Source organism: Vibrio sp. MMG023 (assembly GCF_021654215.1).
In the GTDB taxonomy this organism is placed as follows: domain Bacteria; phylum Pseudomonadota; class Gammaproteobacteria; order Enterobacterales; family Vibrionaceae; genus Vibrio; species Vibrio jasicida.
In genome coordinates this window covers 14,175-36,373 of sequence record NZ_JAKFZP010000017.1, presented here as the reverse complement: position 1 = coordinate 36,373, position 22,199 = coordinate 14,175, and the positions used below count along the sequence as shown (strand labels likewise).

Here is a 22,199-nt window from a genome sequence, read left to right as displayed (position 1 = left end):
GCTTTGCGAGAAATTTTTCTCTCAAAGCGGAGGTGAATTCTAGCGAGATAATTGAGAGTGTCAAACACTTTTTTCAATTTATTTTCTCAGAAGCTTTTCACCTCTCCGACCCTGCTGAAGCCTTATCGCGTCTGCCGTGTCGGTGGATGCGCATTATAGGGAACTCAGATCCGTTCGCAACCCTTTTTTGAAAAAAAATGGAAAAAACTAACTGTTCGATGACTATTTCATCAAAAAAGCAAAAAAGAGGGTAAAAAACCCTCTTTTTCTGCCCCAAAAGCTGTATTTAAATGAATGCGTACGCGTCTGCGAACATACGTTCACTCTTCGCTTTCTTGTTCTGGGTGAACTGTTCACGCGCTGCCCCAGCCATTTCAAAGCGGCCAGCAATATAGATATCGTAGTTTTCTAAGCTTTCGAAATCTTCACTCACCGCTTGTAGCACGTTACCAACTTTACCTTGCCAATCGGCAGGTGCTTCTTCTACTACTGGAACAAAGTGAACGTTAGCAAACTTATCGGCAATCTCGGCCAGTTCTTCTTTAGCATAAAGCTGGCAGTTGTCTCGTGCACCCCAGTATAAATAGATAGGGTTGGTTTTGTTCTGTGCAACACAGTGATCCAAAATCGAACGCACGTAACTAAAACCAGTACCACCAGCAATCAATAATAGCGGGCGCTCGCTTTCTTCTTGAACCCAAGCATCACCATGTGGTGCATCAATCTCGATATGACCATCTGTTTCTAATGCCGATTGCATTGCTTCAACGACTTCTAATGCGTAAGCATTTTGCTCTGCCGCACCGATGTGCAACTCCAGTTCGCCTTCATGACGGCAAGGGCTACTTGCAATAGAGAAAGGGCGTTTGTCTTTTTCACCCATCACTACCATTAGATACTGACCTGCTTTAAAAGGCACTGGTGATTCTGGATGAAGAAGGATTTGGTAAGTATTACAAGCTAACGGCTCAATAGACTTTACTTTACATTGGATGGTCATGGTGTTCCTCTCGCTTACTAGTCAAAAGTAAGCACTAAATTACTTTCTGTATAGGCTTGGCAAGGGAATATCCAGCCTTGCTGTTGCTCTTTTTCGGTTAGCATCGGTTCGAGGTGATAACTCACCTCGCCCGTTAGCTTTTTACACATGCACATGGCGCAAGCGCCAACTTGGCAACGGTGTGGGAAGCGAATATTGTTGTTGAGCGCAGCTTCCAACACTGTCTCCCCTTCTTTTACTTGGAACGTAACGTCCATTGGTAGAAGGTGGACTTGATGACTCATAGAATACCTAACTGGTCCCAAATCTCATCGACTTTAGCCACAAGTTTAGGATCTTTTTTGATAGGCGTACCCCATTCGCGTGTGGCTTCAGATTCAAACTTATTGGTCGCATCGAGCCCAAGTTTAGATGAGCTACCCGCCTTACCACGAACTTGAGTGGTATCTCTGTCTGGATCCATTCGAGTTGTCACAGCCCAAATGATGTCATTCCAATCTTGTGCATTGACGTCATCGTCGCACAAAATAATGAATTTGTTATCCGTGTACCGAGCAAAGAAGTCCCACAGGTATTCCATCAATGCTTGAGATTGACCAGCTTGGTCTTTCTTCATTGTTACAACAGCAAATTGGTTGTTTGCTGTGGCTGGTAGGTAGATATCAACAATCTCAAGACGTTGCTGTTTCAACTCATTCAGTTCAGCTTCGGTAATCGCTTTACTGTCTCGTTTAGTGACCTTGGTTCGCGTCGCCCGCTCGGCATCCCACTTAATGGTTGCATCTAAACCCATCTTGGACCCAAGACCAACCACTGGTGAAGCAAAGTCGAGCGAGTCGATTGGCGTGTTATCTATCATCAAGGTATCACGCACAGGATCCATATGCTCTGACATGGCTTTCACGACATCATTCCAATCTCGTGCGTTTACCGATTCATCGCACACAATAACAAACTTGGTATACATGAATTGACGTAAGAAAGACCACACGCCCATCATTACGCGCTTGGCATGTCCTGGGTACTGCTTCTTCATGGTGACGACTGCCATTCGGTACGAACACCCTTCCGGCGGTAGATAGAAGTCTTCAATCTCTGGGAACTGCTTTTGCAAAATAGGCACAAACACTTCGTTTAATGCCACACCCAATACAGCCGGTTCATCTGGCGGACGACCGGTGTAGGTACTGTGATAAATTGGGTCCTTACGCATAGTAATGTGCGTAATGGTAAATACGTGGTGCTTTTCTTTTTCGTTATAGTAGCCGGTGTGGTCACCGTAAGGGCCTTCATCGGCAAACTCATTCGGGTCGATATAACCTTCCATAACGATTTCTGCACTCGCTGGCACTTCCAAATCATTACTGATTGACTTCACGACCTCAGTTTTGCTGCCGCGCAGTAAACCAGCAAATGCATATTCCGATAGCGTATCTGGCACGGGTGTTACTGCGCCAAGAATGGTCGCAGGGTCTGCACCAAAAGCGACCGAAACAGGAAAAGGTTTCCCTGGATTGGTTTCCATCCAATCTCGCAGATCAAGCGCACCGCCGCGGTGAGCTAACCAACGCATGATAATTTTGTTCTTGGCAATTTTCTGCTGGCGATAAATACCTAGGTTCTGACGTTTCTTATTCGGACCTTTAGTCACAGTTAAACCCCACGTAAGCAGTGGCGCAACGTCTTCTGCCCAGCAGCTCATCACTGGGATTTTATCCAAATCGACTTCATCACCTTGCCATACAATGTCTTGGCACGACGCTTTACGTAGACGCTTGGCTGGCATGTTCAAAACTTGCTTGAACACTGGCAGTTTTTCTAAGGCGTCTTTAAAGCCTTTTGGTGGCTCAGGTTCTTTTAAATAAGCCAGCAGCTTACCGACTTCTCTTAATTCTTTAACGTCTTCGCGCCCCATGCCAATTGCGACACGTTCTGGCGTACCAAATAGGTTCGTCAAAACAGGTACGTCGTAGCCAATTGGATTCTCAAACAACAGTGCCGGGCCACCAGCACGCAAGGTGCGGTCACTTATTTCTGTCATTTCGTAAGCGGGATCGACGGGGTGAGTGATGCGTTTAAGTCGACCTTTCTGTTCTAGGTGGTCGATAAATTCGCGTAAATCCTTAAAACTCATAGGCCTTCATGCTGGCTGATTAAATTATTCGCAGTATAACAAATAGGAGGACGCTAAGATCCTCCTATTTTTTGTGGGTATGTGAGCTAAGCAGCGACAAGAATCGAGCCTTGAAGAACGCTTAATTCAGGAACAGTTATTCCAAGAACTTTTCAATCTGCCGAGCTTTGACTTGGCGATTGTTTGACACTAACTCTTCCAGCCAAGATTGATGCCCTTGTTTCGCTAGCTCTCTGGCCACTAAAGTAGCTTCCTCAGAAAGCGCCATTTTAGCGATCAGAAACTGTTTTACGTCGGAAGTAAGAGGATTGGATCTCGTCAGAAGCTCAATTGCATAGGGTTTTAAAGTTGGATTAACAGTAGAGCTCATCAATTGCTGCAAAGAGAATGCATCACCAACTTCCGCTAACCTTGTAAGCTCAGTTTGGCTGTTGTAATCAGCACGCATTCGCCACAGCAGATCATACATCGCCTCATTTTGACTCACTTGTGCTAAACGTACGACAACGGCTGTAGAAGGTAACCAGCTAGTAACGTTTGCATGAGTTAACTGTTTAGTGATTGCCTCAAGTGCATCTGGAGATAAGCTGTCTAATTCGCGGATCAATAATGCCTCTCGAGCTTGTATTTGCTGCGATGTACCGGTAAGCCAATCTTTAAGGTTGAGTTCTTGGCGCTCTGCTTCCAATACAAACTCCAACGTGCTTTGGTCTTGCTTCCAGCGTTTGATCAAACGGCTCGCCACCGCAGGAAAGTTAAATGCGGGTATGCTGAACTCATAACCATCACCACGCTCAAGCACTTGATAGGTAGGCGTAATACTGATTTGGGATTCGACAAAAATGGCCATTCTTGGCGTAAGGATGATTTCTTGTTGCTCAAGCTTTTCGAGCAAAAGAAAACGGACGACTTCTTGTTGAGGGAAAGCAAGTCGGTCGAGAGCGAATTTAAGCGAGTCGACCTCGTCTCTGACTGCATAATCGAGCAATTCAGATACTTTGGTCTGTATGTGGGTATCCTGAAGCCACTGCTCTACCACGGTTTCCTGCATTTCCTTCGCAGATAACGTTGCGGGTAATGTGATAAGTGACAAGCTCAGGAGTAATGACGACAACATTCCTTGTTGCATGTTAACCTCCCGATAACATTTTCTTCATTCTGCTGCTTCTATCGGGAGAAAGCAATAAAAAAGCCACCGATATACGGTGGCCCTTCGCAGAATTACTTATCTGAGACTATTGACGACGCATTGCATCGAAGAACTCGTCGTTGGTCTTCGTCATCGCTAGCTTATCGATTAGGAACTCCATCGCGTCAGTTTCACCCATTGGGTGAACAATCTTACGTAGAATCCACATCTTCTGTAGTTCGTCTGTCTTCGTTAGTAGCTCTTCACGACGCGTACCACTGCGGTTGAAATCAATCGCAGGGAATACACGCTTTTCAGCAATCTTACGGTTCAAGTGCAGTTCCATGTTACCTGTACCCTTAAACTCTTCGTAGATAACTTCATCCATTTTAGAGCCAGTATCGACTAGCGCTGTTGCGATGATAGTTAAGCTGCCGCCTTCTTCTACGTTACGAGCTGCACCGAAGAAACGCTTAGGACGGTGTAGTGCGTTTGCATCCACACCACCAGTTAGTACTTTACCTGATGAAGGCACTACGGTGTTGTATGCACGAGCTAGACGAGTAATAGAGTCAAGCAAGATAACCACGTCTTTCTTGTGTTCAACAAGACGTTTTGCTTTCTCGATTACCATTTCTGCTACTTGTACGTGGCGAGAAGCTGGCTCATCGAATGTTGACGCTACTACTTCACCTTTAACTAGACGCTGCATCTCTGTCACTTCTTCTGGACGTTCGTCGATTAGAAGTACCATCAACTCACACTCAGGGTGGTTGTATGCGATGCTTTGAGCAATGTTTTGCAGAAGCATTGTTTTACCCGCTTTCGGCGGAGCAACAATCAAACCACGTTGGCCTTTACCGATTGGTGATGCCAAATCTAAAACACGTGCTGTGATATCTTCTGTAGAACCATTACCGCGCTCCATAACCATACGCTCGTTCGCGTGTAGAGGCGTTAAGTTCTCGAATAGGATCTTGTTACGAGCGTTATCTGGTTTGTCGTCGTTTACGGTGTTGACTTTCAGAAGGGCAAAGTAACGCTCACCGTCTTTTGGTGGACGAATCTTACCAGCAATTGAGTCACCAGTACGTAGGTTAAAACGACGAATCTGACTTGGCGAAACGTAGATATCATCAGGGCCAGCAAGGTATGAGCTGTCTGCGCTACGTAGGAAACCAAAGCCGTCTTGCAGAATCTCCAGAACCCCATCGCCAAAGATGTCTTCGCCGCCTTTCGCGTGCGCTTTAAGAATAGCGAAGATGATGTCTTGTTTTCTTAGACGAGCTAGGTTCTCAAGACCTAGGCTTTCGCCAAGCTTTACAAGGTCAGATACTGGTCTGTTCTTCAGTTCAGTAAGATTCATGGTGGTGGATGCTTGTTTAGTCAAAATAAGATCTGTTTTCTAGTTAAGATGGATTTGGTCTCAGGATCGACCAAGAAGAGAAATTTGTTCAATTAACGCGCGATAAGTTAGCACTAATTAATATTCTAGTCCAGAGTTAGAAAAACAAAACCGCGCATTGTTACATTGCACGGTTTTGTCTGTAATCACTTGGTGATTATAGGTTTGCGTCCAAGAACTCTTTTAACTGAGTCTTAGACAAAGCACCAACTTTCGTTGCCGCTACGTTACCGTCTTTAAATAACAGTAGCGTTGGAATGCCGCGAATACCAAATTTAGGTGGTGTACCCGCGTTATGGTCAATGTTTAGTTTACCGATAGTGAGCTTGCCTTCGTACTCGTCAGCGATCTCGTCCAGAATTGGAGCAATCATTTTACAAGGACCACACCATTCTGCCCAGAAATCCACTAGAACCGGGCCTGCAGCGTTGATTACGTCGTTTTCAAAACCGTCATCAGTAAGCTGCAAAATCTTATCACTCATCTTCCACTCCAATGTGTTTTTCGAAACTGGTTGGATGATAACCAGTAAATAGATGCCCTATTGGAATGTATTTACTTTCGTATTGCAAGCTTTAGCTGATATTCTATAGCTATGAAAAAGACGCATATCACAGAGCAAAAGTTCGCCGATTTGGATTTAAAGCCCCAAGTTATTGAAGGATTGGAAAAAAAAGGGTTCGAGTTTTGTACCCCTATCCAAGCCTTGGCGTTGCCGGTACTGCTCACCGGCCAAGACATTGCAGGCCAGGCCCAAACGGGCACTGGTAAGACCCTCGCGTTTCTTACTGCAACTTTCAACCACCTTCTGACGACACCAGAACATGAAGGCCGCAAGCCGACACAGCCGCGTGCAATTATCATGGCACCAACACGTGAGCTAGCGATTCAGATCTACAACGATGCTGAGCCTTTGATCGCAAGTACTGGTCTTAAAGCAGCACTGGCTTACGGTGGCGAAAGCTACGATAAGCAACTAAATAAGCTTCAAGACGGCGTCGATATCCTGATCGGTACGACTGGTCGTATTATTGATTTCTACAAACAGCGCGTCTTCAACCTAAACAACATTCAAGCAGTTGTTTTGGATGAAGCAGACCGTATGTTTGACCTAGGCTTTATCAAAGACATTCGTTTCTTGTTCCGCCGTATGCCTGAGCCAAAAGAGCGTTTGAACATGCTTTTCTCAGCAACGCTTTCTTACCGTGTACAAGAACTTGCCTTCGAGCACATGCATAACCCTGAGCATGTTGTGGTTGAGCCTGAACAAAAAACAGGTCACCGCATCCAAGAAGAACTTTTCTACCCTTCTAACGAAGATAAGATGGCACTACTTCAAACTTTGATTGAAGAAGAATGGCCAGATCGTGCGATCGTTTTTGCAAACACCAAACACAAGTGTGAGTCAATCTGGGGTCACCTAGCGGCAGACGGACACCGTGTTGGTCTATTGACTGGCGACGTTCCACAGAAGAAACGTGAAAAGATTCTTGAACAATTCACTCGCGGTGAAGTTGACCTACTCGTAGCAACCGACGTTGCGGCACGTGGTCTACATATTCCTCAAGTAACACACGTATTTAACTTCGACTTACCTGATGATTGTGAAGATTACGTTCACCGTATCGGTCGTACTGGTCGTGCAGGTGCAAGTGGTCACTCAATCAGCTTTGCTTGTGAAGATTACGCAATCAACTTGCCACCTATCGAAGAATACATTGAGCATGCAATCCCAGTTTCTGATTACGATGCATCGGCATTGATTCAGGAATTGCCAGCTCCACTTCGTATGCGTGCACCTCGTACTCAGCAACGCCGCACCAATACAGGTGGTACTCGCTCTGGTAACCGTAAGCCGCAAGGACGCCGTCCTCGTCAGCCACGTCAATCAGCGCCAAAACAATCATAATAGGAAACTGAAGTCGTTTATGAGTCAAGCAGGATCATCACCGCTATACGCCGCCATCGACCTCGGGTCGAACAGTTTTCACATGCTCGTTGTGCGTCACATCGATGGCAGCGTTCAAACCATGGCTAAAATTAAGCGCAAAGTTCGTCTAGCAGCGGGCTTAGATGAACATAATTCTCTTAGTACGGAAGCTATGCAGCGAGGATGGGACTGCTTAAGTCTATTTGCAGAACGCTTGCAGGACATTCCTAAACAGAACATCCGCATCGTCGGTACCGCGACATTGCGTACCGCGACTAATGTGGATGTTTTTCTAGAGAAGGCGAACCAAATTTTAGGTCTGCCTATCGAAGTGATTCCCGGTGAAGAAGAAGCCGCCACTATATATAAAGGTGTTGCTCACACTTCTGGCGGCAGTGGCCGCCGTTTGGTGGTTGACATTGGTGGCGCAAGTACCGAACTGATCATCGGCGAAGGTTTTGAAGCCAAAGCACTCACCAGTTTAAAAATGGGCTGTGTCACTTGGTTGGAAAACTTCTTCAAAGACCGCCAGCTCAATGCACGTAACTTTGAAGCCGCTATAGAAGGCGCAAAACAAACACTCAAACCGATTCTGGAGCAGTATACAGAGCTAGGTTGGGATGTCTGTGTTGGCGCTTCTGGCACAGTTCAGGCTCTGCAAGAGATCATGCTTGCGCAAGGTATGGACGAAGTCATTACTCATGCCAAACTCAAGCGTCTGCAAAAACAAGCCATGCTTGCCGATCACTTAGAAGAACTCGATATCGAGGGACTTACCCTAGAACGCGCGTTAGTCTTCCCAAGTGGTTTATCCATTCTTATCGCCATATTCGAGTTACTAGAAATTGATGCGATGACATTGGCTGGCGGCGCACTGCGTGAAGGCTTAGTGTATGAGATGGTCGACGAACTTCGTCAAAATGACATTCGTGCACGTACTATTTGCAGCGTACAGAGTCGTTACCAATTGGATTGCCAATATGGTGAACAAGTAGCAAACCTTGCGAGCAGATTGCTTGAACAAGTCGGTGGTGACGAATGGGTAGCAGAACCACAAGGTAAAGTACTGCTAGAAACAACGGCCAAGTTGCACGAAATCGGGCTAACTATCGATTTCAAGAAAGGCGGTGAGCACAGCGCTTACCTACTACAACATTTGGACTTACCTGGTTATACGCGCGCTCAGAAGTTTGTTATCGGTGAAATCGTTCGACGTTACCGTGAGCAGCTCACCTCTTTACCAGAGCAGCACGCGCTGTCTGGAACTAGTGGTAAGCGATTACTTCGTTTATTACGCCTTGCCGTACTATTGAGCCATCGCCGTAACCCAGCGCTGGAACCAAAAGTCACGCTAAATGCAGAAGGCGACAAGTTAACACTGAACATTGATGCTAACTGGCTTGATGCAAACCCGTTAACAGCCGCTGAGTTGGAAATTGAATCCAACCGTCAGACTGATATTGGCTGGCCGCTTAGCGTCGTCACAAGTTAATCACCATCACTCAATGATTGTTTAAAGAAAGGTCCTTATTAGGGCCTTTTTTATTGTTAAGCTTTGTCGAGTTTTACCTGCGTACAGCTCATGGGGCTTTTGGACACCCATGATCTAATTACTCCCCACGCTGTACAAAACCCTCTAAATCCCAGTAAGCAGGTACAAAAAAGCCGCTTGATTTGAGCAAGCGGCTTTTGGGGTTCCCACTGATATTAAGACTGAACGCTTGTCGTCACCTTAAAGTCAGGGTTCACCGCAGTCAGCTTCTTAATCAGGTAATTCAGTAGTACACCGTACATAGGAACGAACAAACCAAGACTGATAATCAGTTTGAATCCGTAATCCACCAGCGCGATTTCTGTCCAATGTTCCGCCATAAATGGATCTGGACTTTGGTAGAACGCAATAGCAAAGAAAGCGATGGTATCCAGTGCATTACCAAAAAGCGTTGAACACGTTGGTGCCACCCACCACTGTTTCATCTGGCGTAGACGGTTGAACACGTGCACATCCATGATTTGACCAAGCAAGTAAGCCATGAAGCTAGCAATCGCAATTCGAGCAACGAACAGGTTGAACTCCCCTAGGTGAGCAAAGCCTTGGAATTGGCCTTCAAAGAACACCACCGATAGGAAGTAAGAGACAGCCAATGCAGGTAGCATCACTAAGAAAATGATCTTACGCGCCATTTTTGCACCGAAAATACGAACTGTAAGGTCGGTAGCCAAAAAGATAAATGGGAAGGTAAATGCGCCCCAAGTGGTATGGAAGCCAAAGATAGTAAACGGGAGCTGAACTAGGTAATTGCTAGATGCAATAATGACTAGGTGGAATAGAACCAGATAGATAAGGGCGTTGCGCTGTTGCGCAGGGGTAAAGTTACTCATGCGATACCTTTTTAGTTTGGTTTGGGGGTGAGGGAACCCAAATCGAGCCCTTTCAATAAAGAAAAGCACTCTTACCAACAATGTAAAATGAAAAAATAAACTGGCTAAGCTCATTCTGAGCGAAGCGGTGGGCGATTATACATTAACCAATTTGACTCGCAAGCGGTCTGTATTACGCAAACGTTTGAGCACAAAAAAGGGCGTTTCATGTGAAACACCCTTTCGTGAAAGTTCTATTTTTTAGAAGCCGTGTTGGAACAATCCCGCTAGGTAATCCAACTCTTCCCTGCTCTCTTCAATCGCTAAGGCTTCAAACCAAATCGCTTCACTGTAATGCTCTGCTTTCATAAACAATCGACAACCTTCAAAGTCGATCAGCCAAGAATGAATGTCCGCATCCCATTGCTTTTCGACCACAGTAGCGGAAAGCAGTCCAAGTAAACGCTCACCTAAAGCAGGAAAACTATCGAGGTCAAAACTTGGTGCGGTTATGATTAAGCGCCCCTCTCGTGCCATGTAGTCCGCTAAGCCAAATTCCTTTTGCATTTTGATTCCTTATCCGTGGTGAGTAATGTGTTCTTGAATCAAATCAAGGAACGGATCGGCGTACTTCTCTAACTTACGCTGACCAACACCGCTGACTGCCAGCATTTCACCGTAAGAGGTTGGCAGAATTTCCGCCATATCAATCAAGGTCGCGTCACTGAAGACAACGTATGGTGGTAAACCATCTTCGTCCGCGATCGATTTACGCAACTTACGTAATTTGGCAAACAGCTTCTTATCGTAGTTCTTGCTGGTGAGTTTATCTGACTTCGCCGCACGTGCTGCGGTGTCTAAACGTGGGACCGCTAACTCTAGAGCCACATCGCCACGCAACAGCGGACGCGCTTCTTCCGTTAATTGCAGTGTTGAGTTGCGCGTGATGTTTTGGCTCAACAGTCCTTTGTGGATTAACTGACGGAAAATACTGATCCAGTAATCATGGCTATGGTCTCGGCCTATTGCGTAGGTAGAGATCTTGTCGTGGCCATTTTCACGTACACGAATATTCTGCATACCACGCAGCACTTCCACCACATAGCCCATACCAAAGCTTTGGTTTACACGGTACACACAAGACAATGCCTTACGCGCTTCTTCTGTGGCATCAAAGTGTTTCGGTGGATCTAAGCAAATATCGCAGTTGCCACATGGCTTCTCACGATATTCTCCAAAGTAATTCAATAGCACCTGACGGCGACAGGTTTGCGCCTCAGCAAAGGCACTCATCGCATTCAGTTTGTGGGTTTCCACCTGCTTCTGTGGACCGTCGTCTTTCTCATCCAACATACGACGCAACCAACTTATATCTGCTGGGTCATACAGCATCATCGCTTCCGCAGGTAAACCATCACGCCCTGCACGACCGGTTTCCTGATAGTAGGATTCAATGTTGCGCGGGATATCGAAGTGAACCACAAAACGCACGTTTGGTTTGTTGATACCCATACCAAAGGCCACTGTCGCAACGACGATCTGAATATCATCACGTTGGAAAGCTTCTTGAACGTAAGCACGCTCGTCTGCATCCATACCGGCATGGTAACCTGCGGCACGAATATGGTTGTTACACAGCTTCTCAGTCACCATCTCAACTTTCTTACGACTACCACAATAGATGATGCCGCAGTTGCCCTTTTGGGTATCCAGATATCGAATGATTTGCGAAACCGGTTTGTGTTTTTCAACTAAGTTATAGCGGATGTTCGGACGGTCAAAGCTACCTAGATAAACTTCAGGTGCGTTGAGTTGAAGTCGATCAAGAATATCTTTGCGCGTAGCGTCATCCGCAGTCGCCGTCAGCGCCATAAATGGCACATGGGAAAACTGCTGCTTAAGTTGACCAAGCGCGGCGTATTCAGGACGGAAATCATGTCCCCACTGGGAAATACAGTGCGCTTCATCGACGGCAATCATAGATAGAGGAAGGTTTTCCAAACGTTCAATGAAATCACGCATCAATACACGTTCTGGCGAGACGTATACCAACTTAAGATGACCAGAGTGCATTCGGTTGTAAACGCTAATGAGATCTTCTCGAGCCATGGTCGAGTTAATGCACTCAGCCGCAACACCGTTAGCTTTAAGCTGATCCACTTGGTCTTTCATCAACGAAATCAGCGGAGAAATGACCAAAGTAATGCCAGAGCGAACCAAAGCAGGGATTTGATAACACAGCGACTTACCACCACCCGTAGGCAGGATAACTAAGCTATCACGACCTTCTACCGCGGCGTCAATCACCAACTGCTGACCATCACGGAACTCTTGGTAACCAAATACATCCTCCAACACACGTTGAGGCGTCAAAGGCGAATCAGATTGTTCGGCTAACAAAGTCGAGGTCATGAAAAATCTCAGATTGGGTCTTAGAAAGAAGTGCTTATGCATGCCACTGGCACGCAAAGTGAGGGCACATTGTAATGGGGTTTCATGGTGAATAAAACCGCAAATTGTTAGGTGATTAAGTTCACCACTCGTATACTGATTGTCTGCTCTATAAAAACTCAATTAGGTGACATCCCATGACACCAGAAGAACAACAACGCTCACGGCAAGGCATCTTGCTTGCTGTTGGTGCGTATACCATGTGGGGCATCGCACCCATTTACTTCAAATCAATTGCTGAAGTCTCACCACTAGAGATCTTAAGCCACCGAGTGATTTGGTCTTTCTTTTTGCTAGCCGCACTCCTCCATTTTGGTCGCCATTGGCGCTCGGTTCGCGACATCATTAAAAACAAAACCAAGATGATGTTTCTGGTTTCTACTGCCATTTTGGTCGGTGCAAACTGGTTGATCTTCATTTGGGCGGTGAACTCGAATCACATGCTCGATGCCAGCTTAGGTTATTACATTAACCCACTGATCAACGTCTTACTCGGGATGGTCTTCCTTGGTGAGCGCCTACGTAAACTTCAGTGGTTCGCAGTTGTCCTTGCTGCTTGTGGCGTATTAGTTCAGCTGATCGTCTTTGGCTCGGTGCCTGTGGTCGCGATAGCGCTGGCAATGAGCTTCGGCTTTTATGGTTTGCTGCGTAAGAAAGTCAGTGTGGAAGCACAAACCGGACTGTTTATTGAAACCTTGGTGATGTTACCTGCTGCAGCGATTTACCTGTTGTTTATTGCGAGTTCACCGACGTCCAACATGCTAGATAACCCAATGCAGCTTAATACCTTGTTGATTGCTGCAGGCGTGATCACTACCCTGCCGCTACTGTGTTTTACTGGCGCAGCAACCCGTCTAAAGCTATCGACGTTGGGCTTCTTCCAATACATTGGGCCGAGTTTGATGTTCTTGCTTGCGGTGCTGATCTACGGCGAACCGTTCACTAGCGATAAAGCCATCACCTTCGCCTTTATTTGGGGCGCCTTGGTGGTATTTAGCTTTGATGGTCTGCGTAATAACCGCAAGTCACGCAAAGCGGCTCGTGCTGCCTGATCGTTTTTTACAAGACATTTAAGAAATTGATGGATAAGCTTGGTCATAATGTGACCAAGCTTTTTTTATTTAATGGAACATATTCAGTACTACGCAACCGACCATGACAACTTGAGTCTGATAGAGGCGAAATACCAGAAATTTGCTTTTCAAAGGCATTACCATCTGGATTTTCATCTCGGTCTGATCACGCATGGCGCGCAGAAGTTCCAATACCAAGGTAACAGCCACCAAGTTGGTCACGGGCAAATTGTGATTATGCCGCCAGATGAGCTGCACGACGGGCAATCTAAGCTCGAAAGTGGCTATGAAGTAAAGGTATTTGCGATCGAACCTCACCTATTGAGCGATCTGGCTGATCTTAAGCAAAACGGTCAAATAATACACTTCAACGAGCTGATCATCTCGGATCCACAGATATTTTCACAACTTAGTAACTTACACGGGCTACTTCGTCGTGAAAACCTCAGCCAACTCACCAAAGATTGCCTTCCTTTTGAAGGATTTAACCAGCTTTTTGATCGCTACGGATCGCTTGAGCGACAAAAAGTGGTGCCATTAGGAAATCAATCACTTGGAACGTTAAAAGATTATCTAATGGCGAACCTCGACCAAGCAGTGCGTTTGGATTCACTTTCAGAGCTGTGCCAACTGAGCCCAACTCAGTTCCAGCGCCACTTTAAAGCGCAAACTGGCATGACGCCTTACGCATGGTTCGCACGTCTGCGCCTAGAACAAGGCATGAAGTTACTGCAATCTGGTCAATGTGGTACCGACGTCGCCCATCAAATCGGTTTCTACGATCAAGCGCATTTCAGCAAAGCGTTTAAGCAGACCTACGGCGTTTCCCCTTCTCAAGTGACTCGCTAATTTCATTTACCGAGAAAGCTGTCAGTTTTTTACAAGCGCCACAGGTGACTTGCCACGACAATAGCCGCATTGGTTATATTTGAGATGTGTTATGAATGAGTCCACCATATTGCTGACGCTTGCCAGCATTCACTTTATTGCCCTAATGAGTCCAGGTCCCGACTTTGCGCTGGTCGTACAAAACGCGACGCGTCATGGTCGTCAAACTGGCTTGTACATTGCGTTGGGATTGTCTGTCGGTATTTTGCTGCACTCTTTGTTCAGCCTGACAGGCGTGAGTTATATCGTCCACCAGCACCCAGTGTTGTATTCGGTGGTGCAACTGCTCGGTGGTAGTTACCTGCTCTATTTAGGTATTGGTGCATTGCGCGCCGTGATCTCGATGATCAAAAACCCTCTGGCGGATCAACCTAAGAAGCAAAACAACCTAGTGATCAGCAACAAACGTCAGGCATTTGCTAAAGGATTTGCGACCAACATCCTTAACCCGAAAGCATTGGTGTTCTTTATCAGTTTGATGTCGAGCTTAGTCCCTGCAGGTATGTCGATCACTGGCAAAGGTATTGCTTTGGTCATCTTGTTTGGCTTGTCGCTATTCTGGTTCTCTAGCCTTGCGTGGATGCTGTCAACACAGCGCTTACAACGTAAATTGCAACAAGCAGGCATCTACATCGACGGTCTGTGTGGCGTGGTATTTACTCTCGTGGGAGGCAGTATTTTGTACCAAACCATCAGCACTTTTATCGGATAAAGTACTGATTTAAAAGCGTAGCACAATCGACATTTCTAAGATTGCTGACTCGACGTGACTCTTCATGACTGCCAAGCTGAAAGCACAAAACTGGCAACATGGAGAGTCATCATGCATTGGACGTTCAACCGACTCGTGACCACGGGTCTTTTTCTTACTTCCCCACTAATCTTATCTACCTCAGCCTTTGCTAACCAAGCAGCAGATGCCGTTGCGCCGGAGCACAGTACTGGCTTCGAGCAGAAGCAATTGGTCAAAGCCAAAGATTATATGGTCACCGCAGCCAACCCACTTGCCACCCAAGCCGGGGCTGACGTTCTTGCTCAAGGCGGTAATGCTATTGATGCCATGGTTGCCGTGCAATTGATGCTGGGCTTGGTAGAACCGCAATCTTCAGGCATTGGTGGTGGCGCCTTCTTAGTGTATTGGGACAGTGAGAAACAAAAACTGACCACGTATGATGGACGTGAAACCGCACCGCTCGCCGCAACGCCGAAACTCTTCCTAGATGACAAAGGACAACCACTGCAGTTTTACGATGCGGTTGTCGGTGGGCGTTCCGTTGCCACTCCTGGCACAGTGAAACTACTTTGGGACACGCACCAGAAATACGGCAAGTTGGAATGGAAAAAGATCATCCAACCTGTGATTACCTTGGCTGAACAAGGTTTCGAAGTGAGTCCTCGCCTCGCGAGTCTGATTGAGAAAGATGCCAAGCGCCTATCACGCTTCCCTGTGACTAAAGCTTACTTCTTTAATCCAGATGGCTCACCAAAAGCCGAAGGCACGTTGTTGAAGAACCCTGAATACGCGCAAACTCTGACGGCAATTGCAGAGCAAGGGGCAAAAGCTTTCTATCAAGGCGATATCGCCACAGACATCATCAAGACAGTACAGAATGCACCGGGCAATCCTGGCGTATTGGCACAACCTGACTTTGATGCGTTCCAAATCAAGCAACGTGAACCGGTTTGTGCGGCTTACCAAAGCTATGATATTTGCGGTATGGGACCACCAAGCTCTGGCGCATTGACGGTTGGACAGATTCTCGCGATCACCGAGCGATACGATCTTAAAGGTTGGGGAGCCGAAAGCGCGAAATCATGGCAAGTGATCGCCGATGCGTCTCGCCTTGCGTTTGCGGATCGCGGTAAATACATGGCTGACCAAGATTATGTGCCAATGCCAACCGAAGGCTTGCTTGATAAAGATTATCTCAAGCAACGTGCTGAGCTCATTCAAGTCGGTAAAACGTTGAGTAAGGTTGAAGCTGGCAATCCTCCTTGGTCGCACGCCATGAACTTAAGCATGGACCAATCGATCGAGCTGCCTTCCACCAGCCATTTCAATATCGTCGATAAGCAAGGCAATGTGGTTTCGATGACAACGACCATTGAGAACGCCTTTGGCTCACGCTTGATGGTGCGCGGCTTCTTGCTCAATAACGAACTTACCGATTTCTCTTTCCGCACGCATCAAGATGGTGTGCCAATCGCGAACCGCTTAGAACCAGGCAAACGCCCACGTTCATCCATGGCGCCAACCATTATGATGAAGGACGATAAACCCTACATGGCAATTGGTTCACCGGGCGGCAGCCGCATCATTGGTTACGTCGCACAAGCCATTATCGCCCACACACAATGGGATATGGACATCCAAAGTGCGATCAATCAGCCACGATTGCTGAACCGTTTTGGTACCTTAGATATTGAGCAAGGTACTGCTGCAGAAGGCTTACAGCCTGAGTTGGAGAAGATGGGTTTTAAAACTGATGTTCGTGATTTGAACTCTGGACTGCATGCGATACGTATAACAAAAGACGGTCTCGAAGGTGCGGCTGATCCAAGGCGTGAAGGCGCCGCTATCGGGCAGTAAGAGTCTTTCGCTCGACCCCTTGTGCGAGATCTCTCACAAAGGGTTGAGCAAACCTCTCTTTTTTAATGGTAAAACCGTACAACAAAGAGTATAAGCTATTGAATTTAATGGTTATGTATCTTTTTTGAACGCTAAGAGAGTAAAAAAATGTGAGATTAGCCCGTTGTTGGGAATCGCTAAACACGTAATATTAAACCTGTCGGAAGGATGCTGACACGGAACAGGAAACACCACGGACTTGGTGAACTTCAGGAAGAAGAAACGGTTATTCAGGATGAATAGTCGGGCATGGATTGCAAAATTGGACATTGAACGGAATCAATAGTGACTAGGATGGTTACTACTAAGGACGGGAAATGGACACCTCTGGACGAGGCAAGGATTTGAACATCAGGATGATGTCAGGGACACCGCTCAGGGAACAAGTGATGAGAGCTAACGAGGATGGTTAGCAGACCAGGATAAGGTCAAGGACACCGCTAGGATGGCGACGTAAGGATTAAGCTGACGGATTCAGCACACTATCATGGATTAGATGCATGGAGCACACTTAGTAGCCGGATTGCTGCGAGTAAGACTATAACCCCGATGGGCGAAAGCCCTCGGGGTTTTTCTTTGCCTAAAATTTTTCTCAGCAGATCTACTGAAAGTAGGCATTCACCCACAACGCCCACCTTTCACTTCAAACGACATCGTTAAATCGCCGCTTTTGCACTCCATTTTTTACTGCATTAGCGACACAAAAACAGCACAAACAAAAAGAGCCGCCGAAGCAGCTCTTAAGTTGATTAGTTTGGTGAAGTATTACAGTTTCTCTAGTTTCGCGTAAGCAGTCACTAACCACTTAATACCTTCGCCATTAAAAGCAATCTGAACACGGCTTTGTGGACCGCTGCCTTCAAAGTTGATGATGGTACCTTCCCCAAACTTCGGATGCATGACGCGAGAACCCAGCGTAAAGCCAGTTTCATTGAAGCTATCTTTCACGACCGTTTGGCTGAATCGGCCACTGCTTGCAGGACGGCTGACTTGTGCTTTCATACGAACTTCATCCAAACATGCTTCTGGTAGCTCACGAATAAAGCGAGATGGCTTATGATACTTATCCTGACCGTACAAGCGGCGCATTTCAGCATAAGTGATGTACAGCTTCTGCATCGCACGAGTCATACCTACATAGCACAAACGACGCTCTTCTTCTAAACGTCCCGCCTCTTCTGCCGACATTTGACTTGGGAACATGCCTTCTTCCACACCAACCATAAACACGAGCGGGAACTCTAGACCTTTCGCGCTGTGCAATGTCATTAGCTGAACCGCATCTTCGAATTCATCTGCTTGTCCTTCGCCCGCTTCTAATGCTGCATGGGTTAGGAATGCCGTCAGCAATGACATGTCTTCGGCTTCTTCTGGTTTCTCGAATTGACGAGTTGCTGTCACCAATTCTTCCAAGTTCTCAATACGCGCCTTAGACTTTTCACCCTTCTCTTGCTCGTACATGGCGAACAAACCTGAGTATTTAATGACATGATCAGCCTGATGATGCAGAGGCATTTCTAACGTGTCATCTTCTAGTGCTGTCACCAACTCAATAAAACGGCTTAATGCCCCTGCCGCTCGGCCTGGTAATACTTGCTCCTCAAGCATGACCATACTTGCTTCCCACATGGTGCAACCGCGATCACGCGCTGCAAAGCGAATGGTTTCTAGAGTTTTATCACCCAAGCCACGCGTGGGTGTATTAACTACACGCTCAAATGCGGCGTCATCGTTACGGTTAGCGATCAAACGCATGTAGCTCAAGGCGTCTTTGATCTCCTGACGTTCGAAGAATCGCATACCACCGTAGATACGGTAAGGCAGGCCAGCTTGAATCAAGGCTTCTTCCAGAACACGCGATTGGGCGTTGTTACGGTAGAGCATGGCAGCGTCATTCAGTGCACCGCCTTTTTCTTGCCACTCTTTGATTTTGTTAACCGCAAAACGCGCTTCATCCAATTCGTTGTAAGCGCTGTAAACTGAGATAGGCTCACCGACAACACCATCGGTCCAAAGCTCTTTACCCATACGTTCAGTGTTATTGGCAATCAGGGTGTTAGACGCTTCCAAAATGGTCTTGGTTGAACGATAGTTTTGTTCAAGACGGATGGTATTCACGCTTGGGAATTCCAGCGTAAACTTCTCAATATTCTCAATTTTCGCGCCACGCCAACCGTAAATAGATTGGTCATCATCACCAACGATCATCACGTGACACTCAGGGCCCGCCATCATACGTAGCCAAGCGTATTGGATGTTGTTGGTATCTTGGAACTCGTCCACCAAGATGTGCTTAAAGCGTGCTTGGTAGTGTTCACGAACGAACTTGTTATCACGCAGTAGCTCATGTGCGCGCAGCAAGATTTCCGCAAAATCGACTAACCCAGCGCGATCGCACGCCTCTTGATAAGCGGTATACAACTGTAGGTATGTCTTGGTCACTGGATCGTGGTACGCATCAATGTGTGACGGACGTAGACCCTCGTCTTTTTTGCCGTTAATCCACCATGATACTTGGCGTGCAGGCCATTGCTTCTCATCTAAGTTTTGCGCTTTGATTAAACGCTTCAATAGACGTAACTGATCGTCGCTATCGATAATTTGAAAATCTTCCGGTAGCTTGGCATCAAGATAATGTGCACGCAGAATACGGTGACAAATCCCGTGGAAAGTACCATTCCACATTCCGCCTGCACTGCCCATCATGAGCTCTTCGATACGTCCACGCATCTCTGCCGCGGCCTTATTGGTAAAGGTTACCGACATAATCGAGAACGGAGATGCCTGCTCGACCGACATCAACCAAGCAATGCGGTGAACAAGAACGCGTGTCTTACCACTCCCTGCACCAGCAAGGACGAGCAAGTTTTCTAGAGGTGCGGCAACGGCTTCACGTTGTTTATCGTTCAAACCGTCGACTAATAGAGAGGGATCCATCATGATGAGAGCTACTGGTTATTTATACATAAAAATAGATTATAACCTAAACAACCTCCTCAGATTAGACAAAAATTCATAAAAAATTCGATGTTTTTTTACTCGACGCATCAATAAGTTATATAAATCCCACTCTTTAAAACCATTTGTTTCGAAAATTTCTCTGAAAGTTTTTTAGCCAGTTTCCTATCTTTTAAGTTAAGCAAGTTGATAACAAAAACGCCACAACAGGCGATTCATCTTGCCAACTTAAAGTAAAGGAAATCATTCAGAGGAATTTATTATGAAAAAGTCGAATCTAGCTGTTACTGCTGCTGTTACTGGCCTTCTAGCTCTTGGTGGCACAATGCTAACTGCAGCTCCAGCTGTCGCAGCTGATAAAGAAAAATGCTACGGCGTTTCAAAAGCAGGCAAAAACGACTGTGCAACGAAGAGCAGTTCTTGTGCTGGTACAGCTAAAGAAGATAACCAAAAAGATGCATTCGTAGTCGTACCAAAAGGTCTATGTGACAAGCTAGTTGGTGGTAGCACTTCTTCTTCATAATCTTTTATCGCTAGCTACTGCAAGGATGCGTTGACGCTCAACCAGCGCATCCTTCTCTTCCCGCCCGCTTTGAAAAGGAGTTTCACGTGAAACACCACACCTTCCACGACCTTGTTGGAGTTGGATTAAGAACCCCTCACCTCGATTACTTTAGCCAAAACAAACCCGAGTTATCTTGGTTAGAAATCCACAGTGAAAACTATTTTCAACCCAACGCTACAGAGCGCAATCAATTACAAGCGTTGCGCGAGCAGTATCAAATTAGCTGCCATGGCATTGGTCTGTCACTAGGTTCGGTGGAACGTGTGAATCAAAAGCACCTTGCTCAACTTAAAGCGCTGATTGACTCAATCGACCCGGTTCTTGTTTCTGACCATTTGAGTTGGAGTGAAAACGGCGGTCACTACTTTAATGACCTGCTTCCACTTCCGTATACGGAAGAAGCGCTCAAAGTGTTCACTCGTAACGTGAATGAAGTGCAGGATTATTTGCAACGCGAGATCTTGATAGAGAACCCATCTAGTTATGTGAAGTTTCAACATTCGACCATCAGCGAATGGGAGTTTCTTACCGAAGTGCAAAAGCGCACTGACTGTCGTTTATTGCTCGATCTAAACAATGTTTATGTTTCGGCGTTCAACCACGGTTTTGATTGCGACACATACCTAGATGCGATTCCAGCCGACAAAGTGGATGAGATTCACTTGGCAGGTTTTACTATCAAACAACTCGACAAAGGCGAGATATGGATTGATACCCATAGCTGCCCAGTTAGTGACGAAGTTTGGCAACTGTTCGCACAATGGACAAAGAAACACGGTCCACGTCATGCGTTGATTGAATGGGATTTGGATATTCCCGCGCCAGAGGTCTTACTGGGAGAAGCGCTGAAAGCATCGCAGCTGCTATTGCAAGGCACACTCCCAAGTGAACAAAGCGAACCAAGGAAGGCATCATGAATCTAGCCACCTTACAAAGCCAGTTTGCTAAAGCCCTACATTATCAAGCACTCGGCGAAGATTGCGATATTGCCAGTGATGAGTTTACCGCTGATGAACGCATGCAGATTTACCGCAATAACTTTATCGTCAACTTAAGCGAAGTGTTGTCCGCTACCTACCCAATGGTTGAAGCGCTACTTGGTGAAGAATGCTTCGAACAGATGGCTCGCCAGCATGTTCTCACTTATCCATTAGAAGAAGGAAATGTGGTGCATTATGGCGAAGGCTTTCAAGATACCATCATGCAGTTCAGCCAGGTGATAGCACAAGCCCCCTACAGCCCTGAAGTCGCACGCTTCGAGTGGCATATCGACCTCGCTCGTCAAGCACAGTATGAACAATCCAATGCGGCAGCATTAAAACCGCTTGCGTTACTTGGCGAAGTGAGTGAAGAGCAACAGTCCGCTTTGGTTTTGCACCTTAAACAAGGCTGCCGAAGCTTTGACTCCAGTTACGCGGTATTTGATTTGTTTGGCGCGATTCAAACTGGGCAATTCGAACAACTTAATATCAACCAATTACAACAAGGTGTCATCTCGATTCAAGCCAATGGAGAAGCCTTGTGTCACGCACTCGATGCCAATGTGTTCCTACTGCTGCAATGTTTAGAGCAGAAACAAAGCTTGAGCGAAATACCTGAAGCACTACTCGCTCATCTTAATAGCATCATGGCACTCGATCTCGTTGACGGCTTTACATTGAAATCAATCTAAGGAG

General features: G+C 46.4%; 19 protein-coding genes. 9 read left to right on the top strand and 10 right to left on the bottom strand.

Translation table 11 applies throughout. The features are described from left to right. Positions 1–286: 286 nt before the first annotated feature. From fre to trxA, 6 genes are all read right to left on the bottom strand, one after another. Positions 287–1,000, bottom strand: coding sequence for an NAD(P)H-flavin reductase (gene fre, locus L1076_RS26110; protein WP_038868577.1), 714 nt, complete (start codon positions 998–1,000; stop codon positions 287–289). Positions 1,001–1,017: 17 nt separating this feature from the next. Further along, positions 1,018–1,284, bottom strand: coding sequence for a 2Fe-2S iron-sulfur cluster-binding protein (locus L1076_RS26105; RefSeq protein ID WP_237304764.1), 267 nt, complete (start codon positions 1,282–1,284; stop codon positions 1,018–1,020). Then, entirely contained in the window at positions 1,281–3,134 is a 1,854-nt protein-coding gene (gene ubiD, locus L1076_RS26100; RefSeq protein ID WP_237304762.1) for a 4-hydroxy-3-polyprenylbenzoate decarboxylase, read from the bottom strand. The genes L1076_RS26105 and ubiD overlap by 4 nt, the downstream gene beginning before the upstream one ends. Positions 3,135–3,270: 136 nt before the next feature. Further along, positions 3,271–4,263: a hypothetical protein gene (locus L1076_RS26095; RefSeq protein ID WP_038868580.1), complete on the bottom strand. Its 993-nt coding sequence runs from the start codon at positions 4,261–4,263 to the stop codon at positions 3,271–3,273. A gap of 106 nt (positions 4,264–4,369) precedes the next feature. Continuing rightward, complete coding sequence (gene rho / locus L1076_RS26090) at positions 4,370–5,629, bottom strand: transcription termination factor Rho (protein ID WP_038868581.1); 1,260 nt, start codon at positions 5,627–5,629, stop codon at positions 4,370–4,372. 196 nt (positions 5,630–5,825) lie between these two features. Then, positions 5,826–6,152, bottom strand: coding sequence for a thioredoxin TrxA (gene trxA, locus L1076_RS26085; RefSeq protein ID WP_004745500.1), 327 nt, complete (start codon positions 6,150–6,152; stop codon positions 5,826–5,828). A gap of 111 nt (positions 6,153–6,263) precedes the next feature. Between trxA and rhlB the strand changes: the two genes are divergently transcribed. Both rhlB and gppA read left to right on the top strand, forming a co-directional pair. Further along, complete coding sequence (gene rhlB, locus L1076_RS26080; RefSeq protein WP_038877451.1) at positions 6,264–7,577, top strand: ATP-dependent RNA helicase RhlB; 1,314 nt, start codon at positions 6,264–6,266, stop codon at positions 7,575–7,577. 19 nt (positions 7,578–7,596) lie between these two features. Continuing rightward, positions 7,597–9,090, top strand: coding sequence for a guanosine-5'-triphosphate,3'-diphosphate diphosphatase (gene gppA, locus L1076_RS26075; RefSeq protein ID WP_237304760.1), 1,494 nt, complete (start codon positions 7,597–7,599; stop codon positions 9,088–9,090). Positions 9,091–9,305: 215 nt separating this feature from the next. Here gppA and L1076_RS26070 read toward each other — a convergent pair whose 3' ends face one another. The 3 genes from L1076_RS26070 to recQ form a co-directional block, all read right to left on the bottom strand. Beyond that, complete coding sequence (locus L1076_RS26070; protein WP_045403353.1) at positions 9,306–9,980, bottom strand: 7-cyano-7-deazaguanine/7-aminomethyl-7-deazaguanine transporter; 675 nt, start codon at positions 9,978–9,980, stop codon at positions 9,306–9,308. 240 nt (positions 9,981–10,220) lie between these two features. Beyond that, a complete protein-coding gene (locus L1076_RS26065; protein ID WP_237304758.1) occupies positions 10,221–10,526 on the bottom strand; it encodes a DUF3630 family protein in 306 nt (101 codons plus the stop codon). Between the two features lie 9 nt (positions 10,527–10,535). Continuing rightward, a complete protein-coding gene (gene recQ / locus L1076_RS26060) occupies positions 10,536–12,371 on the bottom strand; it encodes an ATP-dependent DNA helicase RecQ (protein WP_237304756.1) in 1,836 nt (611 codons plus the stop codon). 176 nt (positions 12,372–12,547) lie between these two features. Between recQ and rarD the strand changes: the two genes are divergently transcribed. The 4 genes from rarD to ggt all read left to right on the top strand — a co-directional run bounded on the left by rarD (position 12,548) and on the right by ggt (position 16,961). Continuing rightward, positions 12,548–13,462, top strand: coding sequence for an EamA family transporter RarD (gene rarD / locus L1076_RS26055; RefSeq protein ID WP_237304753.1), 915 nt, complete (start codon positions 12,548–12,550; stop codon positions 13,460–13,462). A 72-nt stretch (positions 13,463–13,534) separates the two neighbouring features. Continuing rightward, the gene (locus tag L1076_RS26050) at positions 13,535–14,332 is read left to right on the top strand and encodes an AraC family transcriptional regulator (protein ID WP_237304751.1); all 798 of its coding nucleotides are present in this window, start codon (positions 13,535–13,537) and stop codon (positions 14,330–14,332) included. 91 nt (positions 14,333–14,423) lie between these two features. After that, positions 14,424–15,083 carry a LysE family translocator gene (locus L1076_RS26045; RefSeq protein ID WP_005440026.1) on the top strand — a complete coding sequence of 220 codons (660 nt, stop codon included), beginning with the start codon at positions 14,424–14,426 and terminating at the stop codon, positions 15,081–15,083. A gap of 111 nt (positions 15,084–15,194) precedes the next feature. Beyond that, the gene (gene ggt / locus L1076_RS26040; protein ID WP_237304749.1) at positions 15,195–16,961 is read left to right on the top strand and encodes a gamma-glutamyltransferase; all 1,767 of its coding nucleotides are present in this window, start codon (positions 15,195–15,197) and stop codon (positions 16,959–16,961) included. Between the two features lie 804 nt (positions 16,962–17,765). Here ggt and uvrD read toward each other — a convergent pair. Next, the gene (uvrD, locus tag L1076_RS26035) at positions 17,766–19,940 is read right to left on the bottom strand and encodes a DNA helicase II (protein WP_038868591.1); all 2,175 of its coding nucleotides are present in this window, start codon (positions 19,938–19,940) and stop codon (positions 17,766–17,768) included. Between the two features lie 280 nt (positions 19,941–20,220). On the opposite strand from uvrD, the gene L1076_RS26030 reads away from it, so the two are divergent. The 3 genes from L1076_RS26030 (at position 20,221) to L1076_RS26020 (ending at position 22,195) form a co-directional block, all read left to right on the top strand. After that, positions 20,221–20,481: a DUF2282 domain-containing protein gene (locus L1076_RS26030; RefSeq protein WP_038868592.1), complete on the top strand. Its 261-nt coding sequence runs from the start codon at positions 20,221–20,223 to the stop codon at positions 20,479–20,481. 86 nt (positions 20,482–20,567) lie between these two features. Continuing rightward, positions 20,568–21,440 carry a DUF692 family multinuclear iron-containing protein gene (locus tag L1076_RS26025; RefSeq protein ID WP_237304747.1) on the top strand — a complete coding sequence of 291 codons (873 nt, stop codon included), beginning with the start codon at positions 20,568–20,570 and terminating at the stop codon, positions 21,438–21,440. Then, on the top strand, positions 21,437–22,195 hold the full coding sequence (locus L1076_RS26020) for a DNA-binding domain-containing protein (protein WP_237304745.1): 759 nt from the start codon (positions 21,437–21,439) through the stop codon (positions 22,193–22,195). The genes L1076_RS26025 and L1076_RS26020 overlap by 4 nt, the downstream gene beginning before the upstream one ends. The last annotated feature ends 4 nt before the right edge of the window (positions 22,196–22,199 follow it).

Bases quoted from the DNA above. Each gene is read 5' to 3' on its own strand.
- rhlB (WP_038877451.1), top strand. From the start codon at position 6,264: ATGAAAAAGACGCATATCACAGAGCAAAAGTTCGCCGATTTGGATTTA.
- ubiD (WP_237304762.1), bottom strand. From the start codon at position 3,134: ATGAGTTTTAAGGATTTACGCGAATTTATCGACCACCTAGAACAGAAA.
- L1076_RS26065 (WP_237304758.1), bottom strand. From the start codon at position 10,526: ATGCAAAAGGAATTTGGCTTAGCGGACTACATGGCACGAGAGGGGCGC.
- gppA (WP_237304760.1), top strand. From the start codon at position 7,597: ATGAGTCAAGCAGGATCATCACCGCTATACGCCGCCATCGACCTCGGG.
- L1076_RS26070 (WP_045403353.1), bottom strand. From the start codon at position 9,980: ATGAGTAACTTTACCCCTGCGCAACAGCGCAACGCCCTTATCTATCTG.
- ggt (WP_237304749.1), top strand. From the start codon at position 15,195: ATGCATTGGACGTTCAACCGACTCGTGACCACGGGTCTTTTTCTTACT.
- L1076_RS26095 (WP_038868580.1), bottom strand. From the start codon at position 4,263: ATGCAACAAGGAATGTTGTCGTCATTACTCCTGAGCTTGTCACTTATC.
- fre (WP_038868577.1), bottom strand. From the start codon at position 1,000: ATGACCATCCAATGTAAAGTAAAGTCTATTGAGCCGTTAGCTTGTAAT.
- recQ (WP_237304756.1), bottom strand. From the start codon at position 12,371: ATGACCTCGACTTTGTTAGCCGAACAATCTGATTCGCCTTTGACGCCT.
- L1076_RS26020 (WP_237304745.1), top strand. From the start codon at position 21,437: ATGAATCTAGCCACCTTACAAAGCCAGTTTGCTAAAGCCCTACATTAT.
- rarD (WP_237304753.1), top strand. From the start codon at position 12,548: ATGACACCAGAAGAACAACAACGCTCACGGCAAGGCATCTTGCTTGCT.
- rho (WP_038868581.1), bottom strand. From the start codon at position 5,629: ATGAATCTTACTGAACTGAAGAACAGACCAGTATCTGACCTTGTAAAG.
- trxA (WP_004745500.1), bottom strand. From the start codon at position 6,152: ATGAGTGATAAGATTTTGCAGCTTACTGATGACGGTTTTGAAAACGAC.
- uvrD (WP_038868591.1), bottom strand. From the start codon at position 19,940: ATGATGGATCCCTCTCTATTAGTCGACGGTTTGAACGATAAACAACGT.
- L1076_RS26105 (WP_237304764.1), bottom strand. From the start codon at position 1,284: ATGAGTCATCAAGTCCACCTTCTACCAATGGACGTTACGTTCCAAGTA.
- L1076_RS26050 (WP_237304751.1), top strand. From the start codon at position 13,535: ATGGAACATATTCAGTACTACGCAACCGACCATGACAACTTGAGTCTG.
- L1076_RS26045 (WP_005440026.1), top strand. From the start codon at position 14,424: ATGAATGAGTCCACCATATTGCTGACGCTTGCCAGCATTCACTTTATT.
- L1076_RS26030 (WP_038868592.1), top strand. From the start codon at position 20,221: ATGAAAAAGTCGAATCTAGCTGTTACTGCTGCTGTTACTGGCCTTCTA.